The organism is Chitinophaga flava (assembly GCF_003308995.1).
GTDB classification, from domain to species: domain Bacteria; phylum Bacteroidota; class Bacteroidia; order Chitinophagales; family Chitinophagaceae; genus Chitinophaga; species Chitinophaga flava.
Map to the genome: position 1 here is coordinate 3,078,873 of NZ_QFFJ01000002.1, position 14,909 is coordinate 3,093,781.

Genomic DNA, 14,909 nt, shown 5'->3' on the forward strand with positions numbered 1-14,909 from the left:
ATCTTTTAAAGTCACCTACAGATAACAGTTATTCATCCATCGATGAATAGCATGGCGGCTCTATGCCACAAAACAAACGTTATGATGATTAAATTTACCAAACAGTCTCTCAGACGAGGCAGCTGGCTTTTTATTTCCTTATGGCTGCTGGCGCTGACGGCACATGCGCAAACCGGCGGTACCATCACCGGTGTGGTCAAAAACGAAAAAGGTGAAGTGCTGCCCGGTGTAACCGTTGGCGTTACCAATGCAGATTCTTCTTTCCGTAAAGGCCAGGTAACAGACGGCCAGGGCGTATTCCTGATCACAGGCATCCCTGCAGGCGGCCCTTATGCCATTTCGTTTACCTCTATCGGTTATATCAAACAATACACGCGAAACCATCGCCTGGCAGCAGGAGAGAAGGTTTCCCTGCTTATCAGACTGAAAGAATCAGCCACAGAGCTGAACCAGCTGGTGGTGATCGGATACGGCACCCAGAAAAAAAGTGATGTATCTACCTCCATCACCACGGTAAACAACGACTTTATCGGCAAACAATCCATCCTCCGTGCAGAGCAGGCCCTGCAGGGCAGCGCGCCGGGTGTGCTGGTGCTGAGCCCTTCCGGACAACCCGGTGAAAAACCGATGATCCGTATCCGTGGTACCGGTACCAACAAAAATCCGGACCCGCTGTATATCGTGGATGGCTTCCCGGTAAATGACATCGAATACCTCAACCCCAATGATATTGAACGGATGGATGTGCTGAAAGATGCCGCTTCTGCTTCCATCTACGGTGCCAGAGGCGCCAACGGTGTGGTGCTCATTACTACTAAAAGCGGTAAGAAAGGACCTGCAAAGGTTAGCTATGACGGTTATTACGGCATCCAGAACGCCTGGCGGAAAGTGCCGCTACTCAACGGTACCGAGTACGCTGAAATGATGAACGAAGGGGCTAAAAATGCCAATCAGACAGCTCCCTTTGCTAATCCAGCCCAGTATGGAGAAGGCACCAACTGGCAAAATGCTACCTTCACCAAAAATGCGCCGGTTACGAGTCACAACGTGTCCGTCAGTGGTGGCAATGAAAACACCACCTATTTCACTTCCTTTTCCTACTTCGGCCAGCAGGGTATTGTAGGCGGCGACCGCTCACAGTTTGAGCGTTATACCATCCGCCTCAATGGTGACCAGAAAATAAAGGACTTTCTGCGTGTAGGCGTTAGCTTAAGTTATATGAACACCTCCAGCCGGGGTATCAACAGCAACGCCGACTACGGCGGTGTACTCAACAATGCCGTGAACCTCGATCCGCTGACACCGGTGTATGAAACAGATACAAACAGACTCAAAAATCCGGTGCTGTATCCAGTAAACGCCATCCGCAACGGGAACCAGATATACGGTATCTCTTCCATCATCACCGATGGCCCTACCAATCCACTGGCTGCTATGCAGCTCGCCAACGGTAAAAACAAAAACGATAAGATCCTGGGAAATGCCTATGGAGAAGTAAATATCATGAACGGACTGAAATTCCGTTCATCCCTGGGTATTGAAGTGAACAATTACAGCAGCAGCAGTTTTACACCGGAATACTATCTTAACAGTGCTTCTAAAACAGATGTAAGCCTTGTGGGCAAAGGTTTTTCCCGCCGATATACCTGGCAGGTGGAGAATGTGCTGTCCTATAACCGTTCCTTCGGCAAACACAATATTCAGGCGTTGTTAGGACATACTGCCCTGAAATCTACTTTTGAAAACCTGAATGGTTCCCGGCCGGACCTGATCACCAGCGATCCCAATATGGCCTACATAGATCTGGCTACCAACGAAACCCTGAATAAAGTGAATGGTGGTGCTGATGTAAGGGCGCTGCTGTCTTACTTCGGCAGGGTGGCCTACGACTACGATGGCAAATATCTGTTGTCTGCCACGCTGCGCCGTGATGGTTCTTCCCGTTTTGGACGCAACAATCCATTTGCTACCTTCCCTTCCGTATCTGGTGGATGGGTGTTGTCAAAAGAAAACTTCTATCAGTCCAATACTGTCACCTTCCTGAAGCTGCGTGCTTCCTGGGGTCAGAACGGTAATGAAAACATCGGCGACAACTCTTTCCCCTGGGCTGCCGGCATGGTTCTCGGTAACGGCTATACGTTTATCAAACCTACCGGTGAAGAATATTACCTCAACGGTGTGGCTTCCGGCGCAGTACCCAATCCCAATCTCAAATGGGAAACATCCGAACAAACCAATTTCGGTGTAGACGTAGAGCTGTGGAAAGGCAGGCTGGGCGTGACTGCAGACTACTATATTAAAAACACCATCGGCCTGCTGTTCAACCCACCCATCACTGCTATTGTAGGAAATCCTTCCCCTTATGTCAACGGAGGCTCGGTGTCCAACAAAGGTGTGGAACTCGGCATTACCTATAAACAGCAAGTGAACAAAGACCTGAGCTTCAACGTAACCGTTAACGGAGCATACAATAAAAATAATGTGACTGCGATCAATAATGCGGCGAAAGCGGTGGCTGGTACCGGCTACATCGGCGCTGGTGCTGTTACCCGCATGGAAGTAGGTTATCCCATCGGTTATTTATGGGGATTCCGCACGGCCGGTATTTTCCAGAACCAGAAAGAAGTGGACAACTACGTTGGTCCTGATGGCAAAAAAGTACAACCCAGAGCGGTACCTGGTGACCTGAAGTTCGTTGACATCAATGGTGATGGTAAACTGGATAATAATGACAAGACGATGATCGGCGATCCGAACCCGGACCTGACCGCTGGCCTCAACCTAAACCTGACGTATAAACGTTTTGATTTCAGCATGTTTGCCGTAGGCATGTTTGGCCATCAGCTGCTGAATGGGCTCTACCGCTATGATATCAAAATGGCCAATATGCCGCGCCAGTTCCTCGACAGATGGACGGAAGAAGGATCTGCTGCCAGATATCCCCGTTTCACCTTTGCCGACAACAATGGTAATCATAACAATGTGTCTGACGTATACATCGAAAATGCCAGCTTCGTCCGCATCAAAAATATACAGGTTGGTTATACGCTGGCAGAAAACCTGGTGAAAAAAGCAAAGCTTAATAATCTGCGTGTATACGTTGCCGTAGATAATCCGTTTACCTTCACCAGATATACTGGTTTTGATCCGGAGATCGGTGCCCGTGATGCCTTGAACCTCGGTGTGGACCACGGCGTATATCCGCAGGCCAGAGCATTCCGTGCAGGCGTAAATGTTAACTTATAATCCTTCTTACGAGTATGAAAACAAGATTTCGTTATATAAAACACGTATGTATATCGTTGTTGCTGGCAGGTACCGGTTGTACCAAATCCTTCCTGGAGCTGGATCCACCTTCACAGATTGTGGAGAGTAATTTTTTCCGTAATGAAAAAGAAGCCAATCAGGCCCTGGCTGGTGTATACCATGTGCTGCAATGGGGCCAGTGGATGGGATTCCATCCCAGTCACTGCTGGAGCGAAGCCGCTTCTGATGACGCTTATTCCGGCGGTGGAACGCAGAGTGATGGAGTTGGTATCAAAGCGCTGGACCAGCTTCGTATCGTCACCATCGGAGACCAGACCTATCGTGGTTTATGGTCTATTTATTATGCCGGTATCGCCAGAGCAAACGTATATCTCGAAAAGATCGGGAAGGTAACCGCTTCTGATGATTTCAAGCGGGTAACAACTGCCGAAGCTAAATTCCTGCGCGCCTATTTTTATTTCGAACTGGTACGCTGGTACGAAAATGTGCCGCTGGTGACAGCGCCGCTGGTAGATGCCAATCAATACAACCAGCCACAGGCCAGCCCCGAAGCGGTATTCAACCAGATCGCCAAAGACCTGGAAGAAGCGATGGCAGATCTCCCGAAAACCTCACAACGACAGGTAGGCGGTCATGTGACCCATTGGGGCGCCAAGGCGCTGATGGCCCGTGTATACCTGTTCTATAAAGGAGTGTATGAAAAAGATCTGCTGGCAGGTTCCAAAGTGATCAATAAAACAGTGGCGCGTGATTATCTCGAAGAGGTTATCAATAAAGGTGGTTTTAAGCTGGTCGATGACTTTGCCGGCATCTGGCGGAGAGCTGGCGAATTTGGTCCTGAATCAGTGTTCGAGATTGACTTCAGTGGTTTGATCACCGTGAGCAATGTGAATGATCAGCGCCTCGGACAGGGCAATTTCAGTGTACACATGTTTGCGCCGAGAGGTATTAACGATCCCGTATATACGGCGGGATGGAGCTATGCTACCATCACACAGTCCCTCTATGAAGAATTTGAGGCCAATGATCCACGTCGGGACGAAACCATCCTGTATGGCCATAACTTTGGCGCTATCGCCAAAAGCTGGCAGTATACCGGTTATTTCAACAAAAAATACAGTACCCATATCGAATATAAGGCCGGTGCCAACAGTGATGCCAACTGGGGCAATAACTACCGCTCCATCCGTTATTCAGATGTATTGCTGATGGCGGCTGAGCTGTGGCTGGGAGATGATCAGGGCAAAGCTGATACTTATCTCAAAACAGTGAGAGATCGTGTGAAGATGCCAGCAGTACCTGCGACTACAGAAAGTATCCGCCACGAGCGCCGTGTAGAGCTGGCCGGAGAAGGTATCCGCTACTGGGACCTGCTGCGTTACGGTTTGCCATACGCTAAAAAAGCTATTGATGCTTCCAGCAAAAGAGGACCGGAATATGACGGTGATCAAAGCCGTTTTAACATGGACTGGGACGTCACCAAGCGGGGAAGACTACCTATTCCGCAACAGGAAATGGATATTGCCAACGGAGTATTAAAACAGAACGCCGGTTACTAAACAGCCAGGTGTTGGATTGGATAAGCCATCAGCTTTCTGCTGGTGGCTTTTTTGTATCTTGTTGACAAATAACAGGTCTCATGGAAGAACATTTTCAGCCAAACAAAACAGCGATGGCCGTTGGGGTATTTGATAAAAATGCCCGCACGTACCAGGATAAATTTATGGACATACAGTTGTACCATGATACGCTGGATCTGTTCTGCCAGCGCATATCCCGGCAGCAGGCAAACATACTGGAGATTGGTTGTGGCCCCGGTAATGTGACCCGTTATCTGTTACAGCAGCGGCCCGACTTTCGTATACTGGCCACCGACCTGGCTCCCAATATGCTGGCACTTGCCCGGGAAAACAATCCCGGCGCCACTTTCCAACTGATGGATGGGAGAGAAGTACGTTCACTGGAGCAACCGTTTGATGGCATTGTAGCCGGTTTTTTGTTGCCCTATCTTTCCCGTGAAGAAACAACCACGCTGATCAGCGATGCGGCTGCCACCCTGAATCCCGGTGGTGTACTGTATCTCAGCACTATGGAAGATGATTATGCCCGTTCCGGAATCAGGACTTCCAGTTCCGGTGATCAGTTGTATCAATATTTCCACGAAGCAGACTACCTGCTGAAAGCCTTTGCTGAAAATGGTTTGCAGCTAATCGATCTGCAACGTAAAATGTATCCCGCCCATGATGGCAGCACCGTGACAGACCTGATACTGCTGGCAGGTAAATAAACCGTCCCTTAATTTTTTCCTCGCTGACGCTCCTGATGAGCAGAGATCTGTGTGTAAATTAAAATCAGCAACCTTCAGGTCCGCAGCCCTGAAGGTTGAACTGAATAATAATACAGCGAAGTGCGTAGGATGATAGGACACTCCCGCCCTGTTTTATTTTAGCATTGGGGTAGGGATAGGTTTATTTTGATGTTGTTATTTTGATCACTGGCGTATAGTTATAATATCCTGCCGGATTGTCTGCTCCGCTGATGCGGGCCGCAGCCCGGATATAATAGACTGTATTGGCTTTTAGCCCCGTAAATACTTTCTCGTACGTAGTCGCCTCAATTGTTTCATCCGGGACATTCTGCACGTCCTGCATATCATTGAACGTATAACTATTTACATCGATCCCTTCTGTAGTACCAATGATAGTGGCCACCCTGGCTATTTTTTGTGTGTTATTGTTGTGTTTTACATTGTATTTGACTGTTACGCTGCCGCTGTTGATATTGCTGGTTGTTGCTGTTACCTTCAGGAACGGTGTTACCGGGATATCACGTTGTGTGTTGCCATTGATATCGATGGTGATGGTGTCTTTGTAGTAAAACGGACCTTCGGCCACCACTCGGTATTTTCCGGTGAAGAGCAGATTGTTGGCATAAGAGCCATCGTGATGTACGGCAGTATTGATCGGATTAGGGTTGTTGCTGCTGTATCCTATCTGGTAATACCGGATCACGGCGCCGTTGAATGGTTGCACGGGCACCGGCTCATTGGTTTGGGTATCTGTTAACCTACCCTGCAGACTTGCATCCGGAGCGGGGTAGTTGTCTTTTTTACAACCGGAAAGCAGGGTACTGCCGAGTAGCAGTGCCATGCAGGTATGGAGCATATATTGTTTCATGAATGATCTTTTTGTTGTTGATTAGAAGCCCGGGTTTTGTGCCAGATTACTGTTTTTGTCGATCTCGCCTGTGGGTATACGCTGATAATACATTCTGGAGAGGAAGGTGCGGGTGTTTTTAGGGGCAGGCACTATCCCAAAAGTGTATTTCATCTGTGCCGGCGCTTTTCCGTTTTCCCACATCAGCCAGGGGTAGAGCGCATGGAACTGCGTGTTGTTTAATACGTCGGTGGCTATACGCCAGCGGCATATGTCCCACCATCTGTGGTTTTCGAAGGCCAGTTCTACCTGACGCTCATGTCTTACCTGATCACGGGTGACAGCACCCAGTGTTTTGATGCCGGCACGGTCGCGTATCTGATTGATAGCGGCGAGGGCGTCGGCAGTCTTACCCAGTTCGATGGCGGCTTCAGCGTAGTTAAGCAATACTTCTGCATATCGGAATACGATCCAGGGTGTGCTGGAACGGTTGTCAGCGAGCCGGTTGACAGGGTCCATATATTTTTTGAGGTAGAATCCTGTTTTGGTGGGATCTCCGCTCAGCAGCGGCCCGTCTTTGCCTACTCTCGGGATGCTGTTGGCACCGCTGCCATAGGTATCTGTGAGGTTGGCAGCGGTGTATTGGATACCGTTGTCGATCACCCCTCTTCTCAGCTCTACGATACCGCCCTGCCAGGGAGCAAACGGATACAGGATACTGGCGAGGAAACGGGGGTCTTTGTCTTTGAACAGGTCCGCCGGGTTGTTGTATACGATGGGGTTGCCACCATCGTCCTGTACACGCAGTTTGCCGGGTGTGCCGTCTGTATATTCAAAGGCTTCCACCAGTTCCAGGGTTGGGTTGGTAGCGCAGCCATAGTCTATTTTAAAGCTCTGCGGCGCATTGTAAAAATCAAAGCCATGGGCCAGGTCTGGCGACTGATAGGTTTTTACAAAGATGACTTCCTTGTTTTTATCGAGGTCGGCGCCGGTTATAAACAGCTGCTGAAAGTTGGTGGTTTTGTCGCTGTAGCCGTTGAACAGCTGAAATTTACCGCTGCTGATGATTTTCCCGGCTGCATCGTAGGCTTTCTGCCAATAGCCGTCAGCGTTAGCTGCTATGCCTACTGCACCGCCCAGCTGAACGGTCCCATATTTCGCAATGGAAGCGGCATACAACATGGCTCTGCTTTTCAGGGCCAGGGCGGCGTAACGGGTGGCACGGTAACGTTCCTCTGTGTTATAGGATTCGGGTAACTGGTCAACAATAGCATCCAGTTCAGATGCAATGAAGTCGTATACTTCCTGTTCCTTGTTGCGCGGCACTTTCAGCTCGTCCAGATTACCACTGAATTTCTGCACTTTGGTGATCAGCGGTATCCCACCATAACGTTTCACCAGGGAGAAGTAATAAAAAGCCCTTACAAACCGGGCTTCTGCGAGGAAGCGGGCTTTCTGTTCCTCACTGATACTTCTGGCTTCCGGTATTTTTTCAATGAAGTCATTGACATTCCTTACATAGTCATATTTCCACCAGCCAAACATTTCATCACCCAGAATAGGGTCCAGTGTGGCGCCCCAGCTGTAGGAGCGTACAGCTTCGTCTGTAGCCTGGCTGGGAAAGGCGGCCTGATTACCTTCTACGGTGTAATCGAAGGCTTCAGTTTGCATGTTGTTATACAAGGCTGCAGTAAGAGCCTGTATGCCCGAAAGAGAGCCATAGGCGGCATCATCGGAGATGATGTCCTGTGCTTTTCTTTCCAGGAAGTCTTTGTTGCAGGAAGCTGATAGTGTCAGCAGCAGCGCAAAGGATATATGTTTATATACTTTTCTCATGATGTTAGGTTGAATGAATCAATAGATGATCAGAATTGCAGGTTGAGGCCCAGTGTCAGCACTCTTTGCTGCGGATAGTATTTACCGTTGCCGGCAGCGTTGGTGCCATCGTTGGTAGGCATTTCCGGATCTATGAATTTCAGGTTGTCGAAGGTGAACAGGTTTTGGCCGGAGAAGTAGAATCGCAGTTGCTCTATGCCTACGCCGCTGAGGATAGACTTAGGCAATGCATACCCAAATTCCAGCGTTTTCAGGCGGAGATAGGAGGCATCTTTCAGCCAGAAGGAAGACACACCTTTGTTGTTGTCGAGGCCATTGGCGATGGTGGAAGGATATTTGCCCGGCACCCATTCGCTTTGCGGATCATAGATGTCTTTACGATGCCAGCGGTCTGTGAAGAAAGCATAGGCATTGCTGCCGTTGCTGAACGGATCTCTCATGGCGCCATCTATGAGTACGCTGTAGTTGGCTGCACCCTGGAACAGCATCGTGAGGCTGAATCCTTTCCAGGAGGCGGAAAGATTGAGGCCGTAGTATAATTCAGGGTTGTTACCCCTTCCGATAACAGTGCGGTCGTTGCCATCGATGATGCCGTCGCCGTTCAGGTCTTCGTATTTGATATCGCCTGGTTTGATTGTGGTGTTGCCCTTTCTGTCCTGGATAGCCCAGCTAGCAATTTCTTCCTGGCTCTGGAACTGGCCTGCAGCCTTGTATCCCCAGATCATGTTGGTCCATCTCTCGGAGGTATTGTCTCTCCAGTTGGACAACGCGTTGGTGGAGCTGGCACGTTCTACATATATATTTTTGGTGCGGGTCCAGGTGATGTTGGGGGAAACATTGAGCAGGATGTTACCGATTTTTTTGTTGTAGCCCAACACCAGTTCAAAGCCCTGTGTACGGTCGCTGTTAAGGTTTTCTTCCGGTAAGGTGGCACCGTAAGTGCCAGGCAGGGAGAGTGATCTTTGGGCGAACAGGCCGGTCCTTTTACGGGAGAAATAGTCCAGCTCAATGGTGAACATATTTTGGAGGAAGCCGGCTTCAAAGCCGATATTGGCTGTGGTGGCGTTAAACCAGGTAATCATCGGATTGGGGATACCGGATGGGTTGAGGCCACTCACGATATTTTTACCGAAGATATAACCACCGCTGGGATATTTGTAACCCGTGAGATACTGGAAAGGCGGTGTGGTACCGTCATCTCCCATCTGGCCCCAGGAACCTCTGATTTTAAGGTTATTGACGGTGCGGGCAATATTCCGGAAGAAGGCTTCATCACTCAGTCTCCAGCCGGCGGATACAGTAGGGAAGAAACCCCATCTGTGCTCAGGTGCCAGCTTGTAGGAGCCGTCGTAGCGGAAGCCCAGCTCCAGCAGGTAGCGGTCTTTGTAGTCGTAGTTGACCCTGCCCACATAGCCCATGTAAGCGGCTTCGCTGGCTTTACCGTTGTTTTTTTGGTTGGTGCTGGCACCCGCAAATAGCTGGTCCAGTGCATCCAGTGCAAACTCACGATAGGCACTGAATTCATTTTTGGTGGTCTGGTTCTGTTCAAACAACAGCAGGCCTTTGACGTGATGATCACGGGCGAAGGTTCTGGTATAGTTGAGAGACAGTTGTAGCAGGCTGTTGTCTTCCTGTTGCTGGTCCTGCGACAGATTGGAAGGAGAATTGCCTAGATAACCCGGCTCATATTTTTTCGTAGCGGCGTTATAGTTATACAGGTTAAACTGTTTTACCCATTTTTTATTGTTGGCTGTACCTGACTGGTAGGAGTAGAGTGCTTTGGCGCTCAGCCCGTCCACAAACGGTATGTCGTAGGTAAGGGCTGCAATGCCGCTGAGGTAGCGGAATTTCTGAGCGGAATATCCTGAATAGTCACTGTTCATAGATGCCAGTACGTTCTGGCTGAAATTGGTCACTGCGTAATAGTCGGGGTTGTTGTTGGCGTACAGCGAGTAGGTAGGGTAGGCGCGTTGTACCTGGTCCATCAGCGTAACGGCTTCGGCGGCCGGATAGTGGCGGTTTTCGAGGCGGCCGCCCAGGTTGAGCTCTGCGGTGAGGCGTTTGCTGATTTTGGTGCTGATGTTACTGCGGAAGTTGTAGCGGTTGAAACGGGTGTCGCCGCTTTTCCACATCCCTTCCTGGTTGAGATAACCGAGGGAGAAGAAGTAGCGGGTAGCTTCCGTGCCACCATTGACATTGAGGTTGTGATATTGTTGTGGTGTGTTTTTACGAATGGCAGCCTTGTACCAGTCGGTGCTTTCAAAGCCGGGCTTGCCTTCGCGGTATTGCTGTACTTTGTCGGCGCCATATACCGGTGCCAGGCCCTGGTTGATCTGCGATTCGTCTGTCAGTTCTGCAAATTCAGCGGCATTGACATAACGGGGATAGCGGGTATTGCTTTGCAGGCCTGCATAGGTACTGTAGGTGATTTTAGGTCTGGATAGATTTCCTCTTTTGGTAGTCACCAGTACTACGCCGTTGGCGGCTTTGATACCGTATACTGCGGCAGCGGCATCTTTCAGGATAGAGATGCTTTCTATCTCTGAAGGGTCCAGCTGTTCGAAGCTGGAGGGTACACCGTCTACAATAACGAGTGCATCGCCGAATCCTCTGATATCGATACGGGCGCCATCTTTGCCGGGTTCGCCGCTGTTCTGGATAGCACGGATGCCAGGCAGTCTGCCAGCGAGGGAGTTGCAGATATTGGTGACCGGTGATTTAGCGATCTCCTGACCTTTTACGGAGGCAACAGAACCGGTGATATTCACTTTTTTCTGAGTGCCGTAACCTACCACCACTATCTGGTTCAGGTCACTGATGGCGGCCACCAGGGAGATATTGATAACGGTCTGTTGTCCTACAGTGATCTCCCGGGGCGTATATCCTACGAGGGAGAACACCAGTACATCGGTTTCACGGACATCCAGTTTGAAGCTGCCCTGTTCATCAGTGTGTGTGCCTTTTTGGGTGCCTTTGATGCCGATGTTGACATAAGCCAGCGGGTTGCCTTTTTCATCGGTGACCCTTCCGTTGATACTGGCCAGTGTCTGTATTGGGGCAGGGCTGCTGTTGGAAGCCTTGCGGGTTACGATCACGGTGTTGTCGATGATTTCATAGGCGAGCGGCTGTTGTTGCAGGGCTGCTTTCATGACCTGATCGATGGAGCCGCCGGAGATGCTGAGGTTGACCGGTTTGGTGCCGGTGAGCCATTCATCGCGGTATACGAAGGTATAGTGGCTCTGTTGTTCAATCATGGCAAATACGCTTTCGAGCGGTTTGTTTTTCGCTGACACGGTGATATGCTGGGCAAATACCCCCGCTGAGACGTTGATACAGAAGACGGTCAGCAGTATGGTGATTAGTTTCATGACCCTGAGAACTTTATTGCTAAGGCAATAACCTTTGTGCGTCATTGCCTGCCGCCTGTTACGGCGAATGGTGAATAAGAACCGTGGTACAGGCACGGTTTCGGCATAACAATCCAATTGCATAGATTTGCAGTGTTTGGGTTTAGAGATCAATAATCTTAGTCGGATATTGTTTTACGGCAACCCGAACATTCGGCCAGGGGCGGGTCCAAGCGCTCCTGGTTTTTTATTGGGTGGCCGCAGCGCGGTTTGTCGCGCGTTTTTTCATAACGTAAACTGATTTTGGTTAATACTGAATGGTCATACGGTTGTTTTTTAGGTGAATAAAATGTGACGGTGGAATTTATGATGAGGGAAAAACAAGGAGCCTGCCCGTTTCCTGCCGGCAATGCACACCGCTGAGTTCCAGGATGCGTATGACACCGGACAGTTTCATATTTCGTGGCACCTTGCCCGTTATATGGCCTTTAGGAATATTCCCCTGATAAATGATATCTATATTGTACCAGCGTCCTACCTGGCGCAGTACCATTGGGATATTGTTGCCAGAAAAACGAAACAGGCCATCTTTCCAGGCGGTGGCGAGTTCGGTAGTTGTAGCTTCAACAGAAATACTGCCGCTGATATTGTCTACCACAGCCTGCTGGCCGGGAGTGAGTTGTTTTTCGGTATTGCCTTGTTTAACTTTTACAGCGCCGGACAGGAGGGTGGTATGAATGCCGGGTTCGTCGGAATAAGCCATCACGTTGAAACTGGTGCCCAGTACGGCAACCTGCATATCCCGGACTTTCACCCGGAAAGGTCTGGCCGCATTGGCAGCTACTTCAAAGTAAGCTTCGCCGCTGAGTTCTACTATTCTCTCCCTGCCGCTGAAGGCCACAGGGTAACGTAGTGTGCTGGCTGCGTTGAGCCATACCCGTGATCCATCCGGGAGGGTTAGCTTGTACTGGCCGCCTCTTGGAACATTAAGGATATTGTATAAGGTATCGGTAGCATTGTTCGTAGGGGCGTTTACGTAAAGGATACTGCCGTCTTCCTTTTTGATGATGTTTATATTTCCTTGTTGCGCGAGTGCTCCGTTGCCGGCGCTGTCGAGTAGTATCTGCCGGCCGTTGCTCAGGGTGAGCACTGCTTTGTCTGACCCGGGTAGTATATCCGTAACAGCGGTCTGTGGCTGGTTTTGCGGAGGTGTGGCAGACCAGTGATGCCAGGTGTAGCCTGCGGTAATAATGGCGGCTATTACTGCTGCAGCTTTCCACCATTGGCGCCGGCGTATAGGTGTTGACGTTATTTCCCTGCCATGAAGGCCGGTTTTCTCTTCTATTTTACGTAATATTCTTTCTTCATGCACTGTTTCTCCTGCTGCAAAAGAAGCGGGTATCATTACCTCATCATCCTGACGGGCATTATACCAATCAGCATATTCTTTTGCTTCTTCCGGCGTGATAGCGCCTTCCAGCCATTTTTCAGCCAGCACTTCGTACCGGTGTTGTTCGTTTTCCTGGCTCATACAAAAGTGATTCTTTTATATTAAGTCAATCGAAAAGAACAAATCCCCATATATTTCTAAAAAAAATTAAAAATTACCCTTAAATAGAAAATAAAAATTAATAATAGATAAAATTGTATCAGGGGAGAATGCTGAAAAGCAAGGCAGAAAAGTGTTTCAGGCCGGTCTTCAGTGTTTTGACGGCTCTGGCAAGGTTATGTTCCACGGCTTTTTCGGAAATATTCATCTGTTGCGCGATCTCTTTATGGGAGAGGCCCATCTCGCGGCTAAGCTGGTAGGTGATACGGCATCGTTCGGGGAGAGCAGCTACCAGTCCGGATAACTGGTCCTTCAGGTCTTCAAAACTTAACCACTGCTCAGTGGAGTGATCTTCCGGAGACATGGTCCCGCGTGCATAGGAAGAGTAGGCCCGCGCTCTTTTTTTCTTTGCCTGCAGATTGATCACCCGGTATTTCATCGCCACAGCCAGATAGGAAGACAGTTGCCCTGTGAGCTCCAGCGTATTACGCCGGTCCCAGAGATCGGAAAAAATATCCTGTACCAGCTCCTCTGCTTCAGCCAGACTGTCCAGTTTATTGGCCGCCACTGTAAACAACAGTTTCCAGTAACGCTTGTAGATAGTAGCGAAAGCATTTTCATCTCCTTCCCGGAGGCGGTGTAACAGTTCTATATCAGCCTGATCTTGCATATGGTCTTCTATGCCAAGGAAGCTAAAAATAATCAAATAACCAAATAAACGGCGATGGATTTGATTAGGGGCCCAGGGCTGAAGCCCTGGGCTATGATAGATTGAAATTTGTGGCGATGAAGGAATTGAGGCCTGTAAATAGGAAGCCCTGGGCTGTAATATAGCCCAGGGCTTCAGCCCTGGGACGACAATATATTCTCCAATTCAGCGTATTCCTGCGGAGTAAGCTCCTGTAGCGGGCTTCTGAGGTATCCGGAATCGATGCCCTGTATTTTCAGGCCGGCCTGTATGGCTTTGGGTAGTCCTTTGGCTACGATAAAGCGGAGTAGTTCAAACTGTTGATAGAAGACTGCGCTGGCTTTGGGGAGATTGTTGCTGCAAACAGCTTCGTATAGTTGGTGGTTAAGATCGGGGATGAGGTTAGGAGCGGCGGTGCACCATCCTCTGGCGCCAGCGGCGAAAGCGGCCAGGGCTAGGGGATTGGAGCCATTGTAAAACGCTACCTCTTCTCCCAGTTCCCGACGCAGGTAGTGCATACGTTGTACATCACCGGTGCTCTCTTTGATCATGGTTACGTTGGGTATTTTCAGCAGACGTTTGAGCAGAGCGGGAGACATGTCTATACCACCGGTGGCGGGATTGTTGTATGCCATAACGGGAATGGATATACTGGCAGCTGTTTTTTCATAGTGCCGGAAGACCTCGTCGTCGGTCAGTTTCCAGTAACTCATCGGGATGATCATTACGGCATCGGCGCCTGCTTTTTCTGCAAATTTTGCATGATAGATGGTGCGTTCGGTGGTGAGGTTTGAGACACCTGCGAGCACGGGTACCCGGCCTTTTACCTGTTGTATGGCTGCTTCCAGCACGGATTCCTTTTCTTCGTCGCTGAGATAGGGTAGTACGCCGGTGCTTCCCAGTGGGGCAATGCCATGAGAACCCGATTGTATCAGGCGTTCCAGCAGTTTTTTAAAGAGCGGAATATCCACCCGTTCCTGTTTATCAAATGGTGTGATGGGGTAGGCGATGATGCCGCTGAAAGTATTGTTGTTATTCATGTTTGCTATGATTTTTTGAAGATGAGT

9 protein-coding genes are annotated in these 14,909 nt (G+C 49.6%); 3 read left to right on the forward strand and 6 right to left on the reverse strand.

Translation table 11 applies throughout. From position 1 onward, the window contains the following. The first annotated feature begins 81 nt into the window (after nucleotides 1-81). From DF182_RS28035 to DF182_RS28045, 3 genes are all read left to right on the forward strand, one after another. Nucleotides 82-3,246, forward strand: coding sequence for a SusC/RagA family TonB-linked outer membrane protein (locus DF182_RS28035; protein ID WP_161964294.1), 3,165 nt, complete (start codon nucleotides 82-84; stop codon nucleotides 3,244-3,246). A gap of 14 nt (nucleotides 3,247-3,260) precedes the next feature. Further along, the gene (locus DF182_RS28040; RefSeq protein WP_113619066.1) at nucleotides 3,261-4,826 is read left to right on the forward strand and encodes a RagB/SusD family nutrient uptake outer membrane protein; all 1,566 of its coding nucleotides are present in this window, start codon (nucleotides 3,261-3,263) and stop codon (nucleotides 4,824-4,826) included. 80 nt (nucleotides 4,827-4,906) lie between these two features. Further along, nucleotides 4,907-5,554, forward strand: coding sequence for a class I SAM-dependent methyltransferase (locus DF182_RS28045; protein WP_113619067.1), 648 nt, complete (start codon nucleotides 4,907-4,909; stop codon nucleotides 5,552-5,554). 181 nt (nucleotides 5,555-5,735) lie between these two features. On the opposite strand, the gene DF182_RS28050 is transcribed toward DF182_RS28045, so the two are convergent. The 6 genes from DF182_RS28050 to DF182_RS28075 all read right to left on the reverse strand — a co-directional run bounded on the left by DF182_RS28050 (nucleotide 5,736) and on the right by DF182_RS28075 (nucleotide 14,882). Next, nucleotides 5,736-6,443 carry a DUF3823 domain-containing protein gene (locus DF182_RS28050; protein WP_113619068.1) on the reverse strand — a complete coding sequence of 236 codons (708 nt, stop codon included), beginning with the start codon at nucleotides 6,441-6,443 and terminating at the stop codon, nucleotides 5,736-5,738. A 21-nt stretch (nucleotides 6,444-6,464) separates the two neighbouring features. Beyond that, nucleotides 6,465-8,258 (reverse strand): RagB/SusD family nutrient uptake outer membrane protein, encoded by a 1,794-nt coding sequence (locus DF182_RS28055; protein WP_113619069.1) that lies wholly within the window; start codon nucleotides 8,256-8,258, stop codon nucleotides 6,465-6,467. 29 nt (nucleotides 8,259-8,287) lie between these two features. Beyond that, nucleotides 8,288-11,626, reverse strand: a complete 3,339-nt coding sequence (locus DF182_RS28060; protein WP_161964295.1) for a TonB-dependent receptor — start codon at nucleotides 11,624-11,626, stop codon at nucleotides 8,288-8,290. A gap of 343 nt (nucleotides 11,627-11,969) precedes the next feature. Beyond that, nucleotides 11,970-13,136, reverse strand: a complete 1,167-nt coding sequence (locus tag DF182_RS28065; protein ID WP_113619071.1) for a FecR family protein — start codon at nucleotides 13,134-13,136, stop codon at nucleotides 11,970-11,972. 118 nt (nucleotides 13,137-13,254) lie between these two features. Further along, the gene (locus DF182_RS28070) at nucleotides 13,255-13,824 is read right to left on the reverse strand and encodes an RNA polymerase sigma factor (RefSeq protein ID WP_113619072.1); all 570 of its coding nucleotides are present in this window, start codon (nucleotides 13,822-13,824) and stop codon (nucleotides 13,255-13,257) included. 173 nt (nucleotides 13,825-13,997) lie between these two features. Beyond that, nucleotides 13,998-14,882 carry a dihydrodipicolinate synthase family protein gene (locus DF182_RS28075; RefSeq protein ID WP_113619073.1) on the reverse strand — a complete coding sequence of 295 codons (885 nt, stop codon included), beginning with the start codon at nucleotides 14,880-14,882 and terminating at the stop codon, nucleotides 13,998-14,000. Nucleotides 14,883-14,909: the final 27 nt, after the last annotated feature.